Here is a 23,353-nt window from a genome sequence, read left to right as displayed (position 1 = left end):
ATAAGTGACGTGGGTTTTCGGCGACAGAAGCCGACGACGACGCGACGATCAGGGATCGCGGGGGGAGCGGGCGTCTCGAACCTCGGCACCGTCGCGTATCTTGTCCTGACAGTCCGGACAGACGCGGGGATCCTCAACGCCGCGGGGCGTAAACACCCGGGCGTACGTCTCCGTGACGAACGCACCGCAGTTCTGGCATTCCGGCATAGTTCTCCTCAATACGCTATCATCTGTAACCCATTATAATTGTGTCGAATACGCACTGATAAAAACACTACACGGAACGCGAATTTATCGACGGGACGGTCGCAACGGGCTCGAGTCAGCGGTCGACCCTACGGCGTCGGCTCCCACCCACAGACGCTACAGGAGTTGGCGGACGTCTCGTGAAGGCCGCCGCAGTCGGGACACTGCTTCTTGTTATACTCCTGCTCCCACCCTACTCGTTCGACCGAGTGACCGCGGTCGGACAGGAATTGGTCGATGACGTCGTCACCGGCGTCATTGGGTGAGGTTGCCATATCCATGTGAACACAACCCACAGTATTAAATCGAATGGTGGCTGCTAATCCTGCCTCCTTCGCGATCCCACACGTCGGCCCCGCGGCCACGGAACCGACCGCGACCGACTCGGCCAGCCGTCGCCCCCTCTCGAGTCGACCCGCGGACTTTTCTCGCTCTCGAGCCTACGACGACGTATGAGCGACCTGCGTCTGGACGCGACCCAACTCGATCGCTACTCGAGACACGTGATCATGGACGAGATCGGTCCGGAGGGCCAACAGCGGCTGCTCGAGGGGTCGGTGCTGATCGTCGGCGCGGGCGGGCTGGGATCGCCGGCGATCCAGTATCTCGCGGCCGCCGGCGTCGGCCGGTTGGGGATCGTCGACGACGACGTCGTCGAGCGCTCGAACCTGCAACGCCAGATCGTCCACGGCGACGACGACGTGGGGCGACCGAAGGTCGACAGCGCGGCCGACTACGTCGCGGCGCTGAATCCCGATATCACCGTCGAGACCCACGAGACTCGCGTCACGGCCGACACCGTCGCGGACCTCGTTGCCGACTACGACATCGTGTTAGACGCCAGCGACAACTTCGCTACCCGGTACCTGCTGAACGACCACTGCGTCCTCACCGAAACGCCGCTGTTTCACGGCGCGATCTACCGCTTCGAGGGCCAGCTCACCTCCTTCACGAACGAACGCGGCGGCGACGAGCCGCGGCCGTGTTACCGGTGTATCTTCCCCGAAGCCCCCGAACCCGGTACCGTCCCCGACTGCGCGACGACCGGCGTCCTCGGCGTCCTCCCCGGAACCGTCGGCTGCATTCAGGCCACCGAGGTCGTCAAATACCTGCTCGGGAAAGGCGACCTGCTCGAGGGACGGCTCCTGCTGTACGACGCGATGGACATGAGCTTCGAGGAGGTGCCCGTGCAGCCGAACCCGGCCTGTCCGGTCTGTGGCGACGACCCCGAGATCGAGTCGGTCTCGGACGTGGCCTACGAGGGGACCTGCGAGATTTCGGCCGACTGAGTTCTGACGGCCATTCAACGTACTCCTCGAGTCGGCATGCAGTCCGGTCGCAAAGGTGAAACCGGCTCCACCGTCACCCGCTCGAGGCGGTGCGGCCGAGTCTCGATCGGACGACGGCGGGCAGTCGCAACGTGCCGGCGACGGCGAGACAGGAGGCGAACGCGGTGGTCCCGAGCTTGCCGCCCGCCCCGGACAGGGACGGCGCGACCGCGAAGTAGACGAGGCCACAGAGGCAGCCGGCGGCGGCGACCTGTCCGGTGGTCGCCAGCCGCTCGTCGCCCGACATCCCGACGAACGAGGCACAGAAGGCGACCACGGCCAGCGTCGACCCGAGCGACGGAAAGAGCGGGGGGAACGCGATGCCGGCGACGAGCCCGACCGCGGCAGAGGCGACGACGGAGCTGGCCCCACCGCGGGTCCGGAGCGCGACGGTCGCGACCGCCGCGACGCCGGCGACGAGGACGACTGCCGGGGCGAGGCGCGGCTCGAGCGCGCTGGCGGCGGCGTAGTCAACGTCGAGCAGGGCAACCGTCGTGATGCAGCCAAAGAGCGCGATCGTCCCGTACTTGCCGCCGAAGCCGTCGAACGAGCCGGCCGTCGCGACGAACGCGAGCCCGGCGATCACGCCCGCGACCGCGACCGGCTCGAGGGAGGGAAACACCGCCGGCGAGGCCATTCCGACGAACGTCCCGCAGTAGGCCGGGCCGTCGATCCGGGGGAGGCCAACCCCGACGAGCAACCCGACCGCGGCGGCGGCCACGACCGGGCCGAGGCCAGCGCGAACGCTCAGGACGTACGTGACGACCGCTGCGGCTGCGACCGCGAGCGCGTTGACGGCGTCCGCTCGAGCGAGCCCGCTCCCCTCGAGTCTCGAGAGTCGCCGTCGCTCCGTCGCGGCGACGACGGTCCCGGCGAGCCCGACGCCGAGCGGCACCCAGACCGCTCCGGCGTGGAGGTCGGGCGGCGCACGGACGGCACCGAGGAGCAACGCGGCCGGCGTCACGAGCAGCGCGAGGTAGCCGGCGAGTCGAATCGGACCGTACACACTCCCACTCTCCCGAGGGGGTCCGAGAGGGTTACGATTCGGAGAATCGGGAGCCGGCTGTCGGGTCGCGGGCACGGCGATCGGTCGGTCCGGCCTCGCGGACAGGTCTCAACTCCGCAATAGCCCGCCGTCGATGGGGACTTCGGCCCCGTTGACGAAACTCGCCCGCGGGCTCGAAAGGAAGGCGACGACGTCGCCGAGTTCCCGCGGGTCGCCGATGCGATCCGCCGGGATGTCGTCGGCCATCGCCGCCAGCCCCTCCTCGTAGTCGTCGTAGGTGCCGCGCTCGACGCCGGCCTCGATGAGTTCCTCGATCCGGGGCGTCTCGATCGTCCCCGGCAGGACGGCATTGGCCCGGATCTCGGGCGCGAACTCCCGCGAAATCGTCTTGACGAGGCCGATCACGCCCCGGCGGACCGAGTTCGAGAGCAGGAGGCCGTCCGCGACCTCCCGGACGGTCCGGGAGGTGATGCAGGTGATCGATCCGTACTCGGACTCGAGCAGGGGCTCGTAGGCCTCCTCGAGCGTCCAGACGACGCTCATCACGAGCAGGTCGTAGGCCTGGTACCAATCCTGTTCGTCGGTCTCGCGGAAGGTCGTACTCGGCGGGCCGCCCGAAGAGGTAACGAGGTGATCGAGCCCGCCGAAGGCGTCGACCGTCTCGCCCACGAGCCGGGAGACGTCATCGGGGTCCGTGAGATCGGTCTGGACGGCGAGGACGTCGCCCGTTCCCGCCGCTTCGAGGTCCTCGCGGGCCGCGTCGAGTCGCTCGGCGTCGCGGCCACAGATCGCCACGTTCGCACCCTCCTCGGCGAGTGCCTGCGCGCTCGCGAAGCCGAGGCCGCTCGAGGAGGCTGTCACCAGCGCCGAATTGCCGTCGAGGTCGAAGTCCATACCCGACGACACGGGAGCGGCCTACAAATGGGTCGGGGAGCCGGCAGCTATAGTAGCCGCTGAAACGATTCACACACTGATCGCAACGCCGTCGTTCGATCAGGTGTGCAATGACTGTCAGTGGCTACTATAGCAACGCCGTCACTCCTGATGGCGAACGCGGACCATCCCCTCCGACGTGACGCCGACGATCAGCGGCGTCGAGATCTGCCGACCCGAAACGGCCGAGCCCGCGGCGTCGCTGACGATCTTCATCAGGTCCGGCGCAGTGTGGTCGACCTTGACGCCGGCCTCGTCGCAGGCGTCGTAGACCATCTGGGGAACGTCGTAGAGGTCCGTCCCGGCGGCGACGCGAACCCGGACCGGTGCCCGAAGCGCCTCCGCGAACGCGACCGTCTCGCGGGCCTTCTCGACGTTCTCGCGGGCGCTCGATTCGATCGAGGAGACGTTCGCCCGCGAGGTTCCGAGTTCCGCGGCGATGTCGGCCTGCGAGACGCCCCGCTCGCGCAACGCGAGTACCTGTGCCTGCCGATAGGTCAACACGCTGGTCTCGGGGTCGAAGCCGATCTCCGCGAGGAGGTCCTCGACGTCGTCGATCACGGCGATCCCCTCCCGCGGGAGCCGCAGGCTCGCGTGGACATACGGTGAACTAATCGGCGGTGGGATCAAAGCTTCCACGGTCCCAGCGCGGGGTCACGGAACGAGGGAAGAACGAGCGGAGACTCAGTCGGCTGACTGGCCGGCCGCGACGCGGTCGTCGTCGGTCGGCGTCCCGGTGACGGCACTGTGGGCCTGGCGGGCCAGCGAGCGGACGAACCGGAGGACGTTCGCGGGGCCGTCGCGGGGACCGGGCGAGCGATAGCAGACGATCAGCGACCACATCGTCGCGACGCCCAGCGAGCCGAACGCGGAGAAGCGCATCCCCATCGTCGCGTAGGTCACCGCGTAGATCGTCCCGATGGTCATCGAGGGGACGCTCGAGCCGAGCGGAACGTTCGCCGTCACGTCCCGAACCGTGGGCGCGAGAAAGACGATCGAGAGGATGCTACCGGCGAGGAACACGAGGTCTTGCCACATCATACGCATTCCTAACTCGGTGTCGAGTAAATACTTCTCGGTATTGCAGCGGCGACCGTACGGGGAAAACAGGGACAGCAAACCGTCTCAGTACTCGAGGTCCCAGCGCTCCGCATCGGCCGCTGCGAGGCGTTCGCTCACGCCGTCGGCGAGTCGGTACTCCCCGCCCTCGCGGACGACGGTTCCCGCCCGTTCTACGTGTTCCAGATGCGCGTAGGACTCGCCGGGGCCATGGAGGATGTGGATCCCCTCGAGGTCGCCGAACAGGTCGGCGCTGACCGTCCAGGCGTCGCAGGGCCCCTTCCGGTCGAGGGCGTCGAGGACCCGCCAGGAGCGCTCCTCGTGGTGATCGATGATATGCCGAGCGCGGTCGGCGGGGTCGTCGATCGGATCGCGATGGCCCGGCCACGCGCGGTCGTAATCCGCGTCGACGATCCCCTGCAGCGCCCGGAGGTAGCGCTCGAGCGGCCGGTCGACGCGGACGTCCGCGCCGCCGACGTTCGGGGTATAGACCGGCAGCAAGGCGTCGCCGGAGAAGACCTCGTGGCCGCCCTCGAGGTCGGCCTCGAACATGCTGAGCCCGGCCGCGTGGCCGGAGGTGTGGACCGCCGTGAGTTCGGTGCCGTTAATCGAGAACGTGTCCCCGTCCTCGAACGCCGTGACGGTCGGCGTCTCGACCGTCGTCTCGCCGTCGGCCATCCGCTCGAGCAATACCTCCTGTCGGTCCTCGGGCATCCCCCACTCCTCGAAGTACCCCCGCTGGCGGTCGTACATCGCGTCCCAGGCGTCCTCGTCGCCCTCGACCAGCGCCGCGTCGTTCTCGTGAACGTATACGTCGGCCCCGCTCTCGGCCTGAATCTCGCCGGCCAGCCCGCAGTGATCGTGGTGCCAGTGAGTCAGGAAGATCCGGTCGATGTCGGAAAAGGCGAGCCCGCGGTCGGCAAGCGCCGCCTCGAGTTGTTCGCGCGTGGTCGCCATCCAGTCGCCGGTGTCGATCAGGGCCGTTTCGGGGCCGTCCGCGAAGAGGTACGCGTTGTTGTCGCCTTCGAACGCCGAGTTCGATAACGAGATGCGTTCCATGGGGTCATATCGCACGGGGCCGAGAAAACGTTATCTGAAGCGGCACATCGGAAGGCCGGGGCTCAGCTATCGTCTCAGCCGCGGCAAAACCGCCGCCTCGGATCGACTGTCCACTCGCGGGGCTTACGAGCCCCAGAAGTTGTCGCGGCTGCCGAGTCGCTCGCGCTCGGGACCGCCGTCGGCGTCGTCGGCTGCGGCTTCGTCGGCAGCATCGCCGTCAGCGGCATCGCCATCAGTGGACGCGTCGTCGTCCACGTCGTCCTCGTCGGGTTCCATCGGCAGCAACTCGAGTTCCTCCGCACGGGCGTGGTTGCTGTGAACGCGGGTGATCTCGACGCGAGCGCGAGCCTCCGGCAGGACGCCGTCAACCATGACGATGAAGCCGTCCTCGGTCCGCCCGACACCGGCACCGCTTTCGTGCATGTCGACGACGTCGATGACGACTTCCTGGCCCGCCTTGACCGGCTGGGTCTTGAGGTCCTCTATCGGCTGATTGTAGTGGTTACACCACTCCTTGCCACCCCGGTCACCGTAGTGTTGACACCCCATCCCCGAGATCCGTTCGGAGAACTCCGGGCAGTCGTCGGCGAGTGGACAGTCTGCCATGCACGCCACTACCAGCGGTGGCGTTAAACCGTTTCCGTCTCGTGGATCGACGGCGGGGCGAAACGTTGGAAGTAAAGAGCGGGGGGCGAGGCTGCACCACTAACAGTCACCGACGGAAAGTGAAAACATGGTAACGAAACGACGCCTGGGTGACGTGCGGTTTCGAAAAGGTTTACGGTATGGACGTAGCAGTGACAAACGATGAAAATTCTCGTAACGGTCAAAGAGGTGGCGACCGTCGAAGACGAGTTCGAAATCGAGGGAACTGAAATCGCACAGCAGTACCTCGGTGCCGACTTGAACGAGTGGGACGACTACGCGATCGAGGAGGCCGTCCAGCTCCAGGAGGACGGAATCGCCGACGAGGTCGTGACGGTCACGATCGGGCCGGAAGACTGCGAACAGACCATCCGACAGGCGCTCGCGAAGGGCGCCGACCGCGCCGTCCGCGTCTGGGACGACGCGCTGGAAGACGTCGACCTGCTCGACGTCAACGCCAAGACGGAGATTCTGAGCGCCGTCATCGAGGAAGAGGACCCCGACCTCGTCCTCTCGGGCGTCCAGGCCGGCGACGACAGCTTCGCCGCGACCGGCGTCTCCGTCGCCGAGAACATCGGCTTCCAGTGGGGTGCCGTCGTCAACCACCTCGAACACGATCTCGACGACGGGATCGCCTCCGTGCGGCGCGAACTCGAGGGCGGCGTCGAGGAGCTGACCGACATCGAACTCCCCGCGGTGCTGACGATCCAGACCGGGATCAACGAGCCCCGCTACGCCAGCCTCCGTGGCATCCGACAGGCACAGCAGAAACCGATGGACGTCAAGGCACTCGCCGACATCGGCGTCGACGAGAGCACGATCGAGACCGAACTCGAGCTGACGGACATGTACGAGCCCGAGAGCGAGAGCGACGTGACGACCTGGGAGGGAAGCGCCGACGAGACCGCCTCGGAGCTGGGTGAACTGCTCCGCGACAAGGGGGTGGCACAATGACGGACGTCCTCGCAGTCGCGGACCACCGCCGCGGCGAACTGCGCGACGTCAGCTACGAGATCATCACCGCCGGTCGCCAGCTCGCCGACGAGACCGGTGGCGACCTCCACCTCGCGGTCATCAGCGGCACCGTCGACGAGTTCGCCGACAAGCTCAACCGCGAGGGCGTCGACGCCATCCACACCGTTTCCCACGGTGAGGAGTTCAACCACGACGTCTACTCGCAGGCGATCACGCAGCTCTACGACGACCTCGCACCCCAGTTCGTCGTGACGCCCAACAGCGTCAACGGGCTCGACTACGCGCCGGCCATCGCCAACGAACTCGACCTGCCGATCGTTACCGACACGGTCGATCTCGAGACCGACGGCGAGACCCTGATCGCGACCCGCGAGATGTACGGCGGGAAAGTCGAGACCACCAACGAACTCGAGGGCGACGCGATCGTCACGATCCGCGGCGCCGAGTGGCCCGCCGCCGAGGGCACCGGCGACGCCGCCATCGAAGCGTTCGACGCCGACATCGACGAGGACGCGATCGGCTCCACCGTGAGCGGCTTCGAGGAAGTCGGCGGCGGCGACGTCGACATCAGCGAGGCCGACCTGCTGGTCTCGATCGGCCGCGGGATCGAGGAAGAGGAGAACCTCGACCTCATCCGCGATCTGGCCGACGCGCTCGGCGCGACGCTGTCCTCCTCGCGACCGATCGTCGACAACGGCTGGCTGCCCAAGAACCGTCAGGTCGGCCAGTCCGGGAAGGTCGTCACCCCCGACGTCTACATCGCCATCGGGATCTCCGGCGCGGTCCAGCACGTCGCCGGTATGAAGGGCTCCGATACGATCGTCGCGATCAACACGGACCCCAACGCGCCGATCATGGACATCGCCGACTACGCGATCGTCGACGACCTCTTCGACGTCGTCCCCGAACTCATCGAAGAGTTCGAAGGCTGAGCAGGCGTCAACCACGGTTTAGTTGATTTTTTGCGAGTGGGCGGAACACGCTGAACGGCTCTAACGGAGACTGTAGACTTTACCGGGGCAAGAAGTAGTACCGCGAGCGAACGCAGTGAGCGAGCGGCTTTTTTGGTCGAGATTTTTTGCGCGAGTGGTGAGCGAAGCGAACCCGAGCGGAAAAAAGGTCGGTACAAAAGGTCGTTGGTGATCCGTTAGCTACTTTTTCATCCCATCCTAAGCGCGGGTGATGGAACTGCTGGAGCGGCGACGGGCGCTGATCGAGGAGCGTCTCGTCGAGGTCGTCGAGGGGCTCGAGCCCGAGACGCTCAGCGATGAGGTCCGCCACGTCGCGCTCTCCGGGGGGAAGCGCGTTCGACCGATGGTGACCCTGCTGGCCTGCGAGACGGTCGGCGGGCGGGCCGAGGACGCGGTCGAGTTCGGCGTCGGAATCGAACTCGTCCACACGGCCTCGCTGGTCGTCGACGACATCATCGATCGATCGGAACTCCGACGCGGGACGACCAGTGCGTGGGCCGAGTTCGGCCACGGACCGGCGATCATCACGAGTGACGGCCTGCTCGGGGAGGCGTTCGCACTGTTTTCGGCGGATCCCGACGCCACTCGCGTCGTCGCCGATGCGATGGTCGAACTCGGCGTCGGCGAGGCGACCGAACTCTCGGCCCAGCCGGAAAACGAGGACGAGTACATGACGCTGGCCCGCCGCAAGACCGGCGCACTCTTTCGGGCTGCAGCCGAACTCGGCGCGATCGCCGCCGACTCCGATCCCGTCACCGTCGAGGCGCTCGGCGAGTACGCCGAACGCGTCGGGGTCGCCTTCCAGATCAGAGACGACGTGTTAGACGCCGTCGCCGACCCCGAGGAACTCGGCAAGCCGACCGGCCACGACGCCGCTTTGGAGCGGCCGTCGGTCGTCCAGGTGACCGACCTCACGCCCGAAGCAGCCAATGCCCGCGCCCGGACAGAGGCCGACCGGGCGATCGATGCCCTCGAACGGGTCGAGGTCGCCGATCCGGAGGCCCGAGAGTATCTGCTCGAGCTGGCGGAGTTCGTCGTCGAGCGCGAGCGGTAAGGCGGTCAGACTCGCTCCGCGCCTCGCCTGTCTTCCTCCCGCTCTGAGTCCGAAAAGCGCGATTCCGCGACGGCGAAGGTGAGCGTACTGACGATTCCCAGCAGCGTCCCTGCCGTCAGCGCCGTCGCGAGGAAGGTGAGTTCGACCCGGTCGAGGAAGAAGGCACTCACCGCGTGGAGAACGACGGCGATCGAGAGGACGTAGAAGGGGGCGTTAAGGTAGCGCCACTCGAGCGAGCCGGCGATGTACTCGTCGGTGATCTGGCCGAGGCTGGTCGTCAGCCCCGCGACGGCGAACCAGCGGATCGAGCCGTTGAGAAGCGCGGCCAGCATGACCGGGACCCCGAGGTCGCCGGCGGTCGATTCCCGGACCGCCTCGAGGGTGTCGAGTCCGTTGACGCCCCCGAGGACGAACAGGGCGGCGGCGACGACGTAGGCGAGCAGGGTCGTCCGGCCGGCGTACAGCGACCGGCGGGCGCGTTCGACGCTCGCGTCGAGGCGATCGCCCAGCCCCAGCCCCCGCGAGATGAGATAGAGCCCGAGCAGGGCGGAGGTCGTCCCGAGGACGAACCCCGGCATGTCGAGGACGGAGCCGAACAGGGCGAGGGGGTAGATCAACAGGAGGATACCAAGCGGAATGAGGACCGTCCCGCGGGTCTCGGGGTCGTCCAGCACTTGCTTGATCGTGTAGTACATCGACTCGAGGTTCTGTGCCTGCCGGACGACGACGCGGCGGACGCCGTCGATCGGGACTCGCGAGCGGATGATCGGAATGACGGACTCGTCCTGTGCGCCGTCGGTGACGACCAAGGCGGTGACGTCTTCCCCGGTCGAGAGGCTCGCGAGAACGGTGTCGACCTCGTCCCCGACCTCGCGGTTGGCGCTGACGTCGCCCTCGTCGTTGCCGGTGACGACGGCGACCTCGACGCTCTCGTCGCGGTCGGCCAGATCGTCGTAGACGTGTAACCCCTGAAAGATTACGTTGACGTCCGAGTCCTCCGGGTCCGCGGTCGCGAGAGCGACGGCCGCCTCCTCGACGGGCTCGCGACCGATAACCGGCGTCGAAAAGCCGGTCTTGCGCCCGAGGTCATCGTCGAGGTCGACACAGAGGACCAGCAGCATCAGTCGGACGTTCGAGGGCGGGGTATTTCCATCTTCTGGGGACGGAAGAATACGCTCGAGGGGCTCGAGGGCGGACGGGTGTCGTGGTCCGCGACTCCGCTCGAGGATCGGCGACCGACGCCCGTCGACCACCGACCCTACGTCGATCGGGCCGATGTCGTCCCGCCGGTCGGCACGGTGATGTCCCGGAACTCGAACCGCGCACCGCCGTCGTCGCCGTCGCACGCGGCGACGGTCCAGCCGTGGGCCTCGGCGATCCCCTCGACGATCGCCAGTCCGAACCCGGTCCCCTCCGCCGCGGTCGTGTGGCCGAACTCGAACAACGACTCGCGATCGGCCGGCAGCCCCGGTCCCGTATCCTCGACGTAGAAGCCGTCGGGACGGTCGCCGCTGCCGGCGGACCGGGACTCTCGCTCGAGCGGGCCGACGGTGACTGTCAGCCGATCGGCGTCGTCGCCGCCGTGTTCGACGGCGTCCTGACGAGGGCGGGAGTCAGGGCTCGTCGAGCCGTGTTCGACAGCGTTTCGAAAGAGGTTCTCGAGCAGCGATCGAACACGGGTCTCGTCGCCGTACAGCATCGGATCGGTTTCGATCTCGAGGCGGGCATCACCGGTGTCGACGGTCGCCCAGGCCGCTTGGGCCGTGTCAGCGAGCGAAAACCGCTCCTCGTCACCGATCGCTTTTCCCTGTCGGGCCAGCTGGAGGAGTCCGTCGATGAGTTCCTCGATCCGGGCGAGCGACCGCTGTAGTTTCTCGACGTGGCGGTCGTCGGCCCCTTCCGCGATGAAATCGAGGTGCCCCTGCGCGACGTTCAGTGGGTTCCGCAGGTCGTGGCTAACGAGGCTCGCGAACTCCGACAACCGTTCGTTCTGGCGCTCGAGTTCGCGTCGGTAGCGTCGCCGGCGCGTGACGTCCCGAATCGCGTGTACCGTTCCGGTGAACTCCCCGTTCTCGAGCGGCAGGAGTCTGGTGTGGACGTCGTGGATTCGTTCCTCACCGTCCGGCGACTGAAACCGAACCTGATACTTCGCCCGCTCGCGGTCGGCCGTCGAGGAGAGCAGGTCACGGACTTCCTCGACGTACTTGGTCGTCACCTGCCCGTCGTAGTAGCCGCGATCGATGAGATCCGGGAACGGCGTTCCGATCAGTTCCGTCCGTCCCTCGACGAAAGGGTCGGCGAACTCGTCGTTACACCAGTTGATGACGGCGTCAGCGTCGAGGGTAAACAGCGCGGTCGGCACGAGTTCGAGGATTCGATCGTTCTCGACGAGGGCCCGGTATCGCTCGAGTTGCCGTTCGCTCTCGCGGCGGGCCCGTTCGGCGCGGCGTTTCGCGACGGCGTTCTCGATCCGGTTTGCAAGCACGGTGTACTGGGCGGTTCCCGACCCCTTCCGGAGGTAGTCGGTAACGCCGGCCGAGATCGCCTCGCTCGCGATCTCGTCGGGAGCTGTGCCAGTAAAGAGAACGAACGGGATCGCCGGATCGCGCTCCCGTATCGCCGCGAACAGCTCGAGGCCATCCATCCCCGGCAGCTCGTAGTCACTGACGACGCAGTCGATCGGTCGGTCGGCCCCGTCGCTCGCGCCGTCGAAGACCGCCAGCGCGTCGCGACCGTTCGCCGCGGTCGTCACGTCGATCTGGTCGGTCCGTCGCTCGAGAACGGTGGCGGTCAGCTCGCGCAGTTGGGGGTCGTCATCGACAGAGAGAACGCGGATCCCCGGAGACATTGGTTACGTTACGTACAGTCTCATCGCATAATAATATATGGCTGTGTGGTGCCACGACACATGGGTCGGCGGTTTCGCACGGCTTTTGAGGCTCGGGAGGGTACGTACCCTCGAATGATCTCGAAGGGCTGTGAGCAGTGCGCGAAAGGCGGCAAGATGGTGCTGTTCGTCTACGGTTACTGCGACCAGCGCGACTGCTTTTACTGCCCGCTCGGCGAAAATCGGAAAAACGTCACCGACATCTACGCCAACGAGCGACTCGTCGAAAGCGACGAGGACGTCCTGACCGAGGCCCACCGCATGGATGCGCTGGGCACCTCGATCACCGGCGGCGAACCCCAAGAGGCCTTGGGCCGGACCTGTCACTATCTCGAACTGCTGAAAGACGAGTTCGGCGAGGACCACCACACTCACCTCTACACCGGCATCACCGGCGGCCGCGAGAACATGCGCCGCCTCTCGGAGGCCGGACTCGACGAGATCCGGTTCCACCCACCCTACGAACAGTGGGGCAATCTCCACGGCACCGAGTGGGAGGAAATCCTCTACATCGCCCGCGAAGAGGGGCTGACCCCCGCGTTCGAAATCCCCGGTATCCGCCCCGAGGAGGAGTTCCTCGAACTCATCGACGAGGGCGCGGCCGAGTTCTGTAACGTCAACGAGTTCGAGATGAGCGACGGGAACTACCGCCGGATGCAGGAACAGGGGTACGAACTCAAGGAAGACCACATGAGCGCCGTCGACGGCGACCGCGAGGAGATCCTCGACGTGATGGGCGACCACGAGAAGGTCTACTTCTGTACCTCCGTGTTCAAAGACGCCGCCCAACACCGCCGCCGCCTGAAACGCATGGCCCGCAACATCCGCCGCGAGTTCGACGACGTCACCGACGACGGGACGCTCGTCTACGGCAAGACGTACGCCGACCCCGACCGCTTCGAGGCACTGGGTGTCCCCGAGGAGTTCTACACCGTCAAGAGCGACCACGTCGAGGTCGCCTGGTGGCTTCTCGAGGAGATGATCGAGGAGGGTGACCTCGAGGACGGTGAAATCGTCGAGCAGTATCCGACCTACGACGGACAGGTCGTCGAACGGACGCCACTAGCGTAAGGGCCGCGAGCGAAGCGAGCGGTCTTTTTGGTGCAGATTTTTCGAGGAGTGGTGAGCATCGCGAACCCGACGAGAAAAAGGTGCGCGCAGATCGTTGAGCAGTATCCGACCTATGACGGACAGGTCGTCGAACGGATGCCACTAGCGTAAGGACCGCGAGGCTGCGCAGTTCGGAACGGGCGAAGCGAGTGAGGGCCAGGAACGAGTGGCCCGCGAGCGAGCGGCCGTCTTGATGCAGGTTTTTGCATGAGATAAGGATCGTTTCGCATCGTTCAACACCACGGGACCGCCGACTCGGAACCGTACTGACGCGTCGGTCGTCGAATGAGTCACCGACGCTTATCGGGGCTGTAATAATGGTCTCCCCGTCGGAAGCGGGAGCCACGATGGAACTTCGAAACGTCGCCGTCGTCGCGGTTGCGCTGCTCGTGGCCCTCTCGGGATGCAGCGCCCTCGGGGGATCGCAAGCGGAGCCGTCGAACGACACCGAGACGGACACGAACGGCATAGCAGACGATGAATCCGAGCCCCCCGGCGATGACGTCGAGTCGAGCGGAAGCGAGAACGAAACGGACCCGGACGGCGGAGACGATACCGGGGACACAGACACCACCGCAGAGTGGTCTCCGCCGGAAGAACCGAACCGACCCCTCGAGGACAAACGCGAGGACCGAATCGAGAGCGTCGAGTTCGTCGACAAAGAGCCGGCGGAGAACGGGGACGGCTACTCGAACTTCAACCTCGAGGTCGTCGCCAACACCAGCATGGAGAACGTCGATCCACCGGAACACGGTGACGTAGAGGGCGAGCCGTACTTCTTCGTCAAGATCAACGAGGACGAACAGAAGCTCGTCGAGCGGACGGGCGAGGTTCGGATGGAAGAAAACGGCACGTTCCACATCGAGGTTCGCCCGGCCGGACTCGAGGAGTTCGACTCGGGGTCGCTAACCGTCGAAGTCTTCCTGATGGATGAGGACAAGGACTGGGACGATATCTACGACGCCGTCGGCAAGGACGTTCAGTTCAATCCGGAGACGGGCGACGGCGACTCGAGTTCGACCGACGGTGACTCGGAATCGGGCGAGAACTACTCGGTAGCCGTGCGGTAGCCGCGGATCGGCTACTTCGGGCCGAACGATCAGTCGACTTCGGTCGGATCGACGCCCGGCAGCGTGATGAGATTCTCCCGGCCGATACGGAGTTTCTCGATCTCGTCGTCGTCGTCCATCTGCGAGAGCAGTTGCGACACCTTGGCGTTGGACCAGCCGGTCTCCGAAACGATCGAGGCCTGTTTCATCCGGCCGCCGTTTTGCTTGAGCATTCGAAGGACACGCTCCTCGTCGCTCAGCAGTTCCGGATCGACCGCGTCCCCGACCGGTTCCTCGAACTCGAGACTGGTTCCAGCGTCGCGATCGTCGTCGGTACCGGTACCGGCCGAAGGGGCCGAATCAGTCGGGTTCCGGCCTGTCGACCCCGGGCCATCGGACTCGGCTGCTTCGGTACCGTTCCCGTCGCTGGCAGTACTGGTGCCGATCCCGACCGCTTCGATCGATGGCAATCTATCGGTCGGAACTGACAGGCTGGTCCGGCCGTCCCGCCGTACCACGAGGTATCCACCACCGATGAACCCGATTACGAGGAGGCCGCCAATCAGCCACCCCCACATCGGTACGATCGAATCACTGGTTTGGATAAACACGATCTCGAGTTCAGTCTCATCAAACTCGTAAGAACCGTCCCAGGAGAGTTGCGTCGGCGTCTCGAGGGCGTACTGTGGTGGTGTTTCGACGACGAGGCGCTGTCCATCGTACAGTTGAAGCCAGACTCCGCCCTCCGTTCGGAACGCGTCGCCGAAGTGAATCCGATCGCCGTCGACAGTGGCGAAGTTGGTCCAAGTGAATGAGTAGGAAATGACACCGATTTTGACATCGTCTGTCGCCGTGTCGTCACGCACGGCAGTGTCGTTTGGCGACTCGATGACCGTCGGATCGTCCCACTGAGGCTCCTCGATTGACATTTCACGTCCGGTCTCCTGTTCAGCAGTTCGACGGAAACCTTCGAATACGTCGAGATCGTATCCGACGTTACGCTGGTTATTCGTGACTTCCGTGGCGTACTCTCGAAACACCGTCTCGTCGCTCTCGTTCGTTATGAGAAAGCGACTCTCGATCGTCCACCTGACATCGCCGTTGTCGCGAACGGTAAGTCGAAATACCTGCCGAGTAGCGGGTCGCTCGAGTGGCTCTGCCGATTGGGCAGTGACGGCCGACGGTGGTGAACCAGCCGTTCGGAATCGGGAGTCGGCCACGCGATAGTCAGTTGGCGACCGTTCTATCGTCGTTGGGGACCGATCACCGATCGTATCGGCCCGCTCCGACGCCGGTGTCGAAGCGGACATAGCCGGTGTCACGGCCACCGCCCCCAGAAGAGTCGTGATGAGGAGGATTGTGAGGGCGACTGTGACGGCGGTGGATACCCGCATGCGTACCATCGGGTGGTCGCCCGGGGGAAAAAACCCTTTCCATCGAAAATAAAACGTTACTACCGGTCCTAAAGCGTTTCCGAGCCGGAGAACATCTCTGATAGGGGCGGTAAAACGTCGGTAGCACGAATTCAATCCGGTATTCGATTGAACTGAAGTGCGACCAGTTTTTGTATCAGGGGAACGTACGGTCGCTCGATGAACCGCGCGATTCCGTCCCTCCTCGCAGTACTTCTGGTTCTATCGCTGCTGGCGATTCCAGCGATGGCAACCCCTACAACGGGAGCGAACGACGCTACCGAGACCCTCCACCAGGAGAGTTTACTGCGCAGTAATAGCATGGTTCCACAGACAGTCAATAATACGACGAACCGCCTCTCACTCGATGAAACGTCCAGAAGCGAGTACGCCGACTACGGCTCCGACCTCGGTGCAGCGCTCGCGAGTGCGGACGACGAAATTCGGGTCGATCACGCCCAATACACGACCGTGGATCAGGGGTTCGACGATGCGACCGCGGCCGAACGACGAGAACTGCTCCAAAACGGCTACGAGCGGTTGGTAGCGCAATCGAAGGCACTCGAAGAACGTGAGCGACGCGCCGTCCGTGCCCACGCCAGCAACGAACTATCGAGCGCACAGTTACTGCAGGTCTTGCTTCGAAATCACCGGGAAGCAGCAGTTCTCTCCGAGGCGTTCGCCGAACTCAATGAGCGATCGGAGCAGGTTCAGGATTTCTCACTCTCGGTCAGTGACGAGCGGGACAAGCTCGAGATGCACCGAACGAAAATTCGCTCTCAACTCGACTCGGCATACAGGTACGGCGACTCCGTCAACGGCAACGTAATTCTCATCGAGACGTCACAGAACGGATTCGTTCTCTCCCTACTCGGGGACAGTTACGTCCGCGAAGCGGTCCGCTTCGATAACCGGAACGCGTCACAGTCGACACAGTTCGAGGACATTCTGGATGCATACGATCATGCCCGCGGACTGTACCCCTGGGCGTACGAAACGGTCCAGTCCCCATCGTTCAATGAATACACAACGGTAAAGCTGTACAAGATAAACAATAACCACGATCAAGGGGATCTCGAGGCATACCTCGACGGTGGGACGGGTGATATTTATCGAGAAGTTCAGATTCTTGATCGGACTTCGTTACCCAACAAAAACAACACAACTGCAGTCAAAAACGGACTCAAACTCTCGATCATGGAAACGAAAGCGAACGGGCCAGCTACCGTCGTGGTGAATGATTCGGAAACAGGCGATCCCGTTTCCGCGACGATTACCATCGACGGCTTCGCGGTCGGAACGACCGACGATGACGGCGGTCTCTGGTATGTGCCGCCCGGAGACGAATACGAACTGCGAGCGGAAACAGCGGACGGAGCTAGTGCTTCCGTCATACTCTCGAGTTCCTAACCACGAATCGCGATCCGGGACTCGAGAGTGGCTGCTCTTTTCCCGGTTGGCCGACAGACCATCGATACGTGGTCAAGCATTTATAGGACAAGCCGCAGCCAGAAGGTGTCGTGACCGAGGAGACGGATCGAACCGCGACTGTCGACACACGGGCCGTGAGTCCAGTTATTGGCGTACTCGCACTGGTTGCACTCACCGTCTGTCTGGCAGCCGTCGTCGCAGTCGGTGTTGGCACGTGGTCGCTCGAGGACGCTAGCGCGACGGCGACGTTCGAACTTTCGGCTGACGGAGACCGCTCCGCGATCGCGATCACCCACGTCACAGGGGATGCCATCGACGTCGAGACGCTGTCAGTAACGATTGCCGTAAACGGGACGGCGATTGCCGAACAACCGCCGATTCCGTTCGTCGGTGCAAGCGGATTCGACGGCGCGCCCGACGGTCCGTTCAACGCCAAAAGCGATTCGGAGTGGACAGCGGGGGAGCGCGCTGGCGTTGCGCTCGCGTCGACCAACAGTCCAACGCTTGCAGCAGGCGATTCGGTTACGGTCACGCTCGCGACGGACGGAAAGCGGATCGCGACCCTCGAGACGACGGCGACCTGAATCGGGAACGGGCTACTCGGGCGCGCGACCGATCGTCGTGATCGCGACGTCGGGTTCGTAGGACGGCCCCATGAAGGCGTGTTTCACGTCCTCGAAGCCGGCAGCCTTGAACATCCGGTCGGCCTCGTACTCGTCGTAAAAGAGCATGATCGAGTCGGCAAGCAGCTGGCTGACGACGTTGTCGGGATAGTTCGGGCCGACGACCAGTACCTGCCCGCCGGGTTTGAGGACGCGGCGGAACTCCCGGAGCGCGAGGATCGGGTTCGGCCAGTACTCGATCGAGCCCGACGACCAGACGACGTCGAACGTGTCCGTCGCGAATGGGAGCCGTTCGGCGTCGCCGCGGTGGAAGTGGACCGGCGGCCCGCGTTTGCCGAACTTCTCGTAGGCCTGTTCGAGTTGGTGTTCGCTCTGGTCGAGCGCGTAGACCTCGTCGACGTGTTCGAGCAGTCCCTCGGTGGCGAACCCGGTGCCACAGCCGACGTCGAGTACCGTCATGTCCGCTTCTAACTCGAGCAGGGACAGGGCCTCGGTGCGCATCTCTTCGGTCCAGACGAACGGATTGACCTGGTCGTAGACCCGCGAGAGGTACTTATAGAACAGTCGAGCGCGGGCCTTGTTCTCGAGAAGTCCCATTAGGAGCGAGTTTCGGTCGGATCGGCATATGTCTGCCGTTCCCGGGGGCTCGCGGCTGGAACGTAAGCCGTCATTATCCGCGATCGGTCCGGTTCCCGCTGAGGGACTTTCGCAACTACCATATACGCGCTCTGGCAAACGTCCGGTTGCTTAGAGTATGCCGAGGCCAGAGGTTCTCGAACGAATTAAGTCGGCGGAAGAGGAGGCCGACGAGATCGTCGCATTGGCAGAGAACGACCGCGACGAGCGAATAGCCGAGGCCCGGGAACGTGCCGAGGAGATTCGCACGGAAGCGGAACAGGAGGCCCAGGAGTTGCGGGAGCGCCGCCTGGAGGAAGCTCGCGAGGAGATCGATGCGGAATGTGAGCAGGTCCTCGAAGAAGGCGAACAGGAGCGCGAGGAACTCGCCGAGCGCGCCCGGGAGCGGGTCGACGAAGTGACCGACCACGTCGTCGAACTGTTCCAGGAGGACGTCCATGCTCAGACCTGAGCAGATGAGCAAGGTCTCGATGACCGGATCCAGAGCCGTCATGGCTCCGGTCATCGAGACGATCCACGAGCTGAACCTGGTCCATCTCTCGGACTACGACGGCTCGTGGGAGGGGTTCGATAACGGCAACCCCATCGAAGGGGCCGATCAGGCGTCGGAAAAGCTCGTGACCGTCCGAGCCCTCGAAAACACCCTCGAGCTGTCGGCCGACGAGGCCGAGCCGGGGCGACTCGAGACAGGCTGGGAGGATCGACTCGAGGAGATCCGCACGCGGGTCAACGAACTCGACGACCAACGCGGTGAGGTCACCGACGAACTGCGACAGGTTAACGAGAAGATCGACCGCGTCGCGCCCTTCGCGGAACTCGGGATCGACCTCGACCTGCTGTCGGGGTACGAGTCGGTCGACGTGGCCGTCGTCGAAGGTCCCGTCGGTGCGATCGAGGACGCCATCGCGGCGTCCGACGACGTGCGAGCGTTCGAGACGTTCACCGGCGGAGACGTCGTGGCGATCGTCGCCGCGCCGACCGAGGACGCCGACGACGCGCCGATCGACGACGCCCTGGTCGGCGTCGACGTTACGCGCCACTCGGTGCCCGAGACCGAACAGAGTCCGGAGGCGTACGTCGCCGACCTCGAGGACGAGAAGGCGGACCTCGAGAGCAGACGCGAGGAGATCGACGCGGAACTCGCGGAGATCAAGCGGGAGGAAGCCGGCTTCCTCCTGCGGGTCGAAGAGGAGCTGACGGTCGAGGTCCAGCAAGCGGAAGCGCCGCTGCAGTTCGCAACGACCGATCGCGCCTTCATCGCGGAGGGCTGGATCCCGACCGACGAGTACGACCGACTCGTCGCCGCGCTGGACGACGCCGTCGGCGACAGCGTCGAGATCGAAGAACTCGAGCGGGCGGACTACGACCGCCACGGGGCACACTCGCATACGGAGGACGTACAGGAGGGTGCGCCGTCGGCAGCGGACGAAGACGACGAGGCGGCCGCCGACGCGGACGATCAGCAACAGAAGGCGGTCACCGACGGTGGCTCGACGGTCACGATGGGCGACGAGCCGCCGACGGTCCAGAACAATCCGGGCGTGGCCAAGCCGTTCGAACTGCTCGTACAGGCAGTCAACCGACCGAAATACAGCGAGCTGGATCCGACGATCTTCCTGTTCCTGACGTTCCCGGCGTTCTTCGGGTTCATGATCGGGGACGTCGGCTACGGGATCATGTACGTCGCCATCGGCGCGTACATGGCCACGCAGTTCGATAGCAAGGGAGTCACCAGTCTCGGCGGCGTCGCCATCTGGGCAGGGCTGTTCACGATCCTCTTCGGGATCATCTACGGCGAGATATTCGGCCTGCACATCCTCGGCGAGGTCATCTGGCACGACGTGTTCCACTCGGAACTCCTGCCGCTGAACAAGGGCCTCGAGCCGGCCGCGAGTGACTTCGCGCTCGGCTGGATGGTCGTGAGCGTGCTGGCCGGGATCGTCCACCTGAACATCGGGTACATCCTGGACTTCTACGAGAATCTCAGCCACGGATTCAAGGACGCTCTCTTCCACAGCGGCTCCTGGATCCTGATGATCAACGGGATCTGGATCTGGATCTTCTCGGCCCAGGCAGAGGGCTCGAAGCCCGACTTCCTGTTCGAGACGTTCGCCAGCGACGGCCCGTTCCCGATCGGCTTTACCGGGTTCCCGGAGTGGGGACTCGTCACGATTCCGGGGATCGACTTCCTGCTGACGGCCCCGTTCCTGATCTTCCTGATCGGGCTCGTCATGCTCATCGTGAGCGAACCGGTCGAAGCAGTCGAATCGCTCGACGTCGTCGTTAACGTGTTCTCCTACACCCGGATGGGCGCAGTGTTGCTCGCGAAGGCCGGCATGGCCTTCGTGGTCAACCTGCTGTTCTTCGGGGCCTACGAGGACCCCGACGGCGAGTTCCACTTCCTTCGGAATCACGAACCGAGCTACGTCGCCGAACACTACGGCGAGGGTGCAGACGTCATCTTCAACGGGCTCATGCACTCGGGGACCGCGGCCCTGCTCGGTGGACTTGTTATTCTCGTACTCGGACACATCGTTGTGTTAGTGCTTGGCGTGACAAGCGCCGGCTTACAGGCTGTGCGCCTCGAGTACGTCGAATTCTTTAACAAGTTTTATGAAGGCGGTGGGGAGAACTACGAACCGTTCGGAACCGATCGAAATCACACAGAGGACCTATAAACAATGCTTGACATCGCACTTCAAAGCGGAGACGCAGCAGTCGAAGCAGCGCCCACGCTCAACGACGCCGGTGCCGCGGCGATCGCCGTCGGTCTCGCCGCGCTCGCAGCAGGATACGCCGAGCGCGGTATCGGCGCGGCCGCAGTCGGTGCCATCGCCGAAGACGACGACATGTTCGTCCCGGGCCTGATCATGACCGTCCTTCCGGAGACGCTCGTGATCCTGGCGCTGGTCGTCGTCTTCATCGTCGGATAACCACACCCCCTTCTCTCACAATGAGTTTGGACACAGTCGTCAAAGACATTCGAGAAGAGGCCAACGCGCGTGCGGAGGACATCCGCAGTGAGGGCGAGACGCGCGCAGAGGAGATCGAATCGGCGGCCGAGGCCGACGCCGAGGAGATCCGCGCCGATGCGGAGGCCGAGGTCGACCGCGAGATCGACCAGCTCCGCGAACAGCGCCTCTCCAGTGCGAAGCTGGAGGCGAAACAGAAGCGTCTGGAGGCCCGCCGCGATGTCCTCGGAGAGGTCCGCGAGGCCGTCGAGGACGAACTCACCACCCTCGAGGGGGACACCCGCGAGGACCTCACTCGTGACCTGCTCGAGGCCGCGAGCGAGGAGTTCGACGAGGGCAACGACGTCAACGTCTACGGTCGAAGCGACGACGCGGAGCTGCTCGAGTCGATCGTCGCGGACTACGACGGCTACGAGTACGCCGGCGAAGTCGACTGTCTCGGCGGCGTCGTCGTCGAGAGCGACCAGTCCCGGGTCCGAGTCAACAACACGTTCGACTCGGTCCTGGAAGACGTCTGGGAAGACAACCTCCAGGGGATCAGCAACCGACTCTTCGAGCAATGAGCGCAGGTGCCTCGAATCCGGAATACGTGAACGCTCGCGTTCGGTCGCGCCGAGCCTCGCTGTTCTCGGACGAAGACTACCGCAAGCTGATCCGGATGGGGCCGAGCGAGATCGCGCGGTTCATGGAGGAGACCGAGTACGAACGCGAGATCAACGAACTCGGCGCGCGGTTCTCGGGCGTCGACCTGATCGAGTACGCGCTGAACCGCAACCTCGCGAAGCACTTCGAAGACCTGATCGACTGGGCCGACGGTCGCCTCTACGACCTCATCGCCCGCTACCTGCGGAAGTTCGACGTCTGGAACCTGAAGACGATCATCCGCGGGATTTACACCGATACCGCCCCCGATGACATCCGGACCGACCTCATCCGAGCCGGCGAACTCGAGGAGCGGACGATCGATCGGCTCCTCGAGACCGACGACATCGAGGACGCGATCGAAGTGCTGTACGGGACGATCTACTACGAGCCGCTGACCGTCGCCTACGAGGAGTTCGAGGAGACCGGCGCGCTCGTCCCCCTCGAGAACGCCCTCGACCGGGAGTTCTACGAGAACCTGCTGGCGGACGTCTCGGGCGGCCCGGGCAACGAGCCACAGGAGGGCCCGGAAGCGAAATACATCGAGTTCCTGCAGGCCGAGATCGACTTCCGGAACGCCCGGAACGCGCTACGGCTCGCCCGCAGTGGGGCCGATCTCGATCCCGCGACCTACTACATCGACGGCGGCGTCCTGTTCGACGAGTCGGAGCTGAGCCGACTGGTCGGCGATTACGACGCACTGGTCGATCACATCGCCGAGAACCGCCGCTACGGGGACCGCCTCTCCGAGGCGCTCGGTCGGCTCCGCGATGCTGACAGCCTTATCCAGTTCGAACACGCACTAGACGCTGCGTTGCTCGAGTACGCCGATACGCTCTCGAGCATCTATCCGGCCTCGGTGTCGGCCGTGTTGTCGTACATCCTCGCGAAGGAACGGGAGGTCGAGAACATCCGCGCGATCGCGCGTGGTCGCGAGGTCGGACTCGACGAGAACGAGATCGAAGAGGAGCTGGTGATCCTATGAGCCAGGAGATCGCAGTCGTCGGCAGCCCGGAGTTCACGACCGGCTTCCGCCTCGCTGGCGTCCGCCGGTTCGAGAACGTCCCGGACGACGAGAAAGACGAGCGACTCGACGACGCTGCAACGGCAGCCCTCGAGGACGAGGGCGTCGGCATCGTCGTCATGCACGACGACGACCTCGAGTACCTGTCGCGCAACGTACGCCAGGAAGTCGAGACGAGCGTCGAACCGGTCGTCGTCACCATCGGCAGCGGCACCGGTGGCGGCGGGCTGCGCGACCAGATCAAGCGTGCGATCGGTATCGACCTGATGGACGAGGACGAAGACAGCTAAA

General features: G+C 64.6%; 26 protein-coding genes. 14 read left to right on the top strand and 12 right to left on the bottom strand.

What is annotated here, in order from left to right; translation table 11 throughout:
- Positions 1–48: 48 nt before the first annotated feature.
- Complete coding sequence (locus ACERIM_RS05005; RefSeq protein ID WP_006180277.1) at positions 49–207, bottom strand: hypothetical protein; 159 nt, start codon at positions 205–207, stop codon at positions 49–51.
- A 128-nt stretch (positions 208–335) separates the two neighbouring features.
- A complete protein-coding gene (locus ACERIM_RS05000) occupies positions 336–521 on the bottom strand; it encodes an HVO_0416 family zinc finger protein (protein ID WP_049905393.1) in 186 nt (61 codons plus the stop codon).
- A 177-nt stretch (positions 522–698) separates the two neighbouring features.
- On the opposite strand from ACERIM_RS05000, the gene ACERIM_RS04995 reads away from it, so the two are divergent.
- Positions 699–1,535: a ThiF family adenylyltransferase gene (locus tag ACERIM_RS04995; protein ID WP_373631573.1), complete on the top strand. Its 837-nt coding sequence runs from the start codon at positions 699–701 to the stop codon at positions 1,533–1,535.
- A gap of 73 nt (positions 1,536–1,608) precedes the next feature.
- On the opposite strand, the gene ACERIM_RS04990 is transcribed toward ACERIM_RS04995, so the two are convergent.
- From ACERIM_RS04990 to ACERIM_RS04965, 6 genes are all read right to left on the bottom strand, one after another.
- Positions 1,609–2,580 carry a hypothetical protein gene (locus ACERIM_RS04990; protein ID WP_373631572.1) on the bottom strand — a complete coding sequence of 324 codons (972 nt, stop codon included), beginning with the start codon at positions 2,578–2,580 and terminating at the stop codon, positions 1,609–1,611.
- A 108-nt stretch (positions 2,581–2,688) separates the two neighbouring features.
- Entirely contained in the window at positions 2,689–3,474 is a 786-nt protein-coding gene (locus ACERIM_RS04985) for an SDR family oxidoreductase (RefSeq protein WP_049965693.1), read from the bottom strand.
- 141 nt (positions 3,475–3,615) lie between these two features.
- The gene (locus ACERIM_RS04980; RefSeq protein ID WP_373631571.1) at positions 3,616–4,074 is read right to left on the bottom strand and encodes a Tfx family DNA-binding protein; all 459 of its coding nucleotides are present in this window, start codon (positions 4,072–4,074) and stop codon (positions 3,616–3,618) included.
- A gap of 123 nt (positions 4,075–4,197) precedes the next feature.
- Positions 4,198–4,551, bottom strand: coding sequence for a hypothetical protein (locus ACERIM_RS04975; protein ID WP_172704499.1), 354 nt, complete (start codon positions 4,549–4,551; stop codon positions 4,198–4,200).
- Between the two features lie 87 nt (positions 4,552–4,638).
- Positions 4,639–5,631: an MBL fold metallo-hydrolase gene (locus ACERIM_RS04970; protein WP_373631570.1), complete on the bottom strand. Its 993-nt coding sequence runs from the start codon at positions 5,629–5,631 to the stop codon at positions 4,639–4,641.
- A gap of 123 nt (positions 5,632–5,754) precedes the next feature.
- Positions 5,755–6,237 (bottom strand): TRAM domain-containing protein, encoded by a 483-nt coding sequence (locus tag ACERIM_RS04965; protein WP_006180286.1) that lies wholly within the window; start codon positions 6,235–6,237, stop codon positions 5,755–5,757.
- A gap of 201 nt (positions 6,238–6,438) precedes the next feature.
- Here ACERIM_RS04965 and ACERIM_RS04960 point away from each other — a divergent pair, with 201 nt between their 5' ends.
- From ACERIM_RS04960 to ACERIM_RS04950, 3 genes are all read left to right on the top strand, one after another.
- Positions 6,439–7,230 carry an electron transfer flavoprotein subunit beta/FixA family protein gene (locus ACERIM_RS04960; protein WP_006180287.1) on the top strand — a complete coding sequence of 264 codons (792 nt, stop codon included), beginning with the start codon at positions 6,439–6,441 and terminating at the stop codon, positions 7,228–7,230.
- A complete protein-coding gene (locus ACERIM_RS04955) occupies positions 7,227–8,183 on the top strand; it encodes an electron transfer flavoprotein subunit alpha/FixB family protein (RefSeq protein ID WP_373631569.1) in 957 nt (318 codons plus the stop codon). Before ACERIM_RS04960 ends, ACERIM_RS04955 begins: the two co-directional genes overlap by 4 nt.
- Before the next feature lie 250 nt (positions 8,184–8,433).
- Complete coding sequence (locus ACERIM_RS04950) at positions 8,434–9,276, top strand: polyprenyl synthetase family protein (RefSeq protein ID WP_049965686.1); 843 nt, start codon at positions 8,434–8,436, stop codon at positions 9,274–9,276.
- Positions 9,277–9,281: 5 nt separating this feature from the next.
- On the opposite strand, the gene ACERIM_RS04945 is transcribed toward ACERIM_RS04950, so the two are convergent.
- Both ACERIM_RS04945 and ACERIM_RS04940 read right to left on the bottom strand, forming a co-directional pair.
- A complete protein-coding gene (locus ACERIM_RS04945; protein ID WP_373631568.1) occupies positions 9,282–10,397 on the bottom strand; it encodes a DUF373 family protein in 1,116 nt (371 codons plus the stop codon).
- A gap of 137 nt (positions 10,398–10,534) precedes the next feature.
- Complete coding sequence (locus ACERIM_RS04940; protein WP_373631567.1) at positions 10,535–12,124, bottom strand: response regulator; 1,590 nt, start codon at positions 12,122–12,124, stop codon at positions 10,535–10,537.
- A 114-nt stretch (positions 12,125–12,238) separates the two neighbouring features.
- Between ACERIM_RS04940 and ACERIM_RS04935 the strand changes: the two genes are divergently transcribed.
- Complete coding sequence (locus ACERIM_RS04935) at positions 12,239–13,234, top strand: radical SAM protein (protein ID WP_373631566.1); 996 nt, start codon at positions 12,239–12,241, stop codon at positions 13,232–13,234.
- 386 nt (positions 13,235–13,620) lie between these two features.
- Positions 13,621–14,343 (top strand): hypothetical protein, encoded by a 723-nt coding sequence (locus tag ACERIM_RS04930; protein ID WP_049966881.1) that lies wholly within the window; start codon positions 13,621–13,623, stop codon positions 14,341–14,343.
- 29 nt (positions 14,344–14,372) lie between these two features.
- Here the strand turns inward: ACERIM_RS04930 and ACERIM_RS04925 are convergent, their stop codons facing one another.
- Positions 14,373–15,251: a helix-turn-helix transcriptional regulator gene (locus ACERIM_RS04925; RefSeq protein WP_373631564.1), complete on the bottom strand. Its 879-nt coding sequence runs from the start codon at positions 15,249–15,251 to the stop codon at positions 14,373–14,375.
- Positions 15,252–15,914: 663 nt separating this feature from the next.
- Here ACERIM_RS04925 and ACERIM_RS04920 point away from each other — a divergent pair.
- Both ACERIM_RS04920 and ACERIM_RS04915 read left to right on the top strand, forming a co-directional pair.
- Positions 15,915–17,144: a hypothetical protein gene (locus ACERIM_RS04920; protein WP_373631562.1), complete on the top strand. Its 1,230-nt coding sequence runs from the start codon at positions 15,915–15,917 to the stop codon at positions 17,142–17,144.
- 110 nt (positions 17,145–17,254) lie between these two features.
- Positions 17,255–17,749, top strand: coding sequence for a type IV pilin (locus tag ACERIM_RS04915; RefSeq protein WP_373631561.1), 495 nt, complete (start codon positions 17,255–17,257; stop codon positions 17,747–17,749).
- A 12-nt stretch (positions 17,750–17,761) separates the two neighbouring features.
- On the opposite strand, the gene ACERIM_RS04910 is transcribed toward ACERIM_RS04915, so the two are convergent.
- Entirely contained in the window at positions 17,762–18,385 is a 624-nt protein-coding gene (locus ACERIM_RS04910) for a methyltransferase domain-containing protein (protein ID WP_006180302.1), read from the bottom strand.
- Between the two features lie 157 nt (positions 18,386–18,542).
- On the opposite strand from ACERIM_RS04910, the gene ahaH reads away from it, so the two are divergent.
- From ahaH to ACERIM_RS04880, 6 genes are read left to right on the top strand one after another with little or no spacing between them, the layout of a single operon-like run.
- Positions 18,543–18,875: an ATP synthase archaeal subunit H gene (gene ahaH, locus ACERIM_RS04905; protein WP_006180303.1), complete on the top strand. Its 333-nt coding sequence runs from the start codon at positions 18,543–18,545 to the stop codon at positions 18,873–18,875.
- A complete protein-coding gene (locus tag ACERIM_RS04900) occupies positions 18,862–21,102 on the top strand; it encodes a V-type ATP synthase subunit I (RefSeq protein ID WP_373631558.1) in 2,241 nt (746 codons plus the stop codon). The genes ahaH and ACERIM_RS04900 overlap by 14 nt, the downstream gene beginning before the upstream one ends.
- Positions 21,103–21,105: 3 nt before the next feature.
- The gene (locus tag ACERIM_RS04895) at positions 21,106–21,357 is read left to right on the top strand and encodes a hypothetical protein (RefSeq protein ID WP_373631555.1); all 252 of its coding nucleotides are present in this window, start codon (positions 21,106–21,108) and stop codon (positions 21,355–21,357) included.
- A gap of 20 nt (positions 21,358–21,377) precedes the next feature.
- Complete coding sequence (locus tag ACERIM_RS04890; RefSeq protein ID WP_373631554.1) at positions 21,378–21,959, top strand: V-type ATP synthase subunit E; 582 nt, start codon at positions 21,378–21,380, stop codon at positions 21,957–21,959.
- A complete protein-coding gene (locus ACERIM_RS04885; RefSeq protein ID WP_373631553.1) occupies positions 21,956–23,023 on the top strand; it encodes a V-type ATP synthase subunit C in 1,068 nt (355 codons plus the stop codon). The genes ACERIM_RS04890 and ACERIM_RS04885 overlap by 4 nt, the downstream gene beginning before the upstream one ends.
- On the top strand, positions 23,020–23,352 hold the full coding sequence (locus ACERIM_RS04880) for a V-type ATP synthase subunit F (protein WP_006180308.1): 333 nt from the start codon (positions 23,020–23,022) through the stop codon (positions 23,350–23,352). The genes ACERIM_RS04885 and ACERIM_RS04880 overlap by 4 nt, the downstream gene beginning before the upstream one ends.
- The last annotated feature ends 1 nt before the right edge of the window (position 23,353 follow it).

This window comes from Natrinema sp. H-ect1, from assembly GCF_041821105.1.
GTDB lineage: Archaea > Halobacteriota > Halobacteria > Halobacteriales > Natrialbaceae > Natrinema > Natrinema thermotolerans.
Note: the sequence above shows the minus strand (reverse complement) of the source record. Positions and strands in the feature narration are given on the sequence as shown.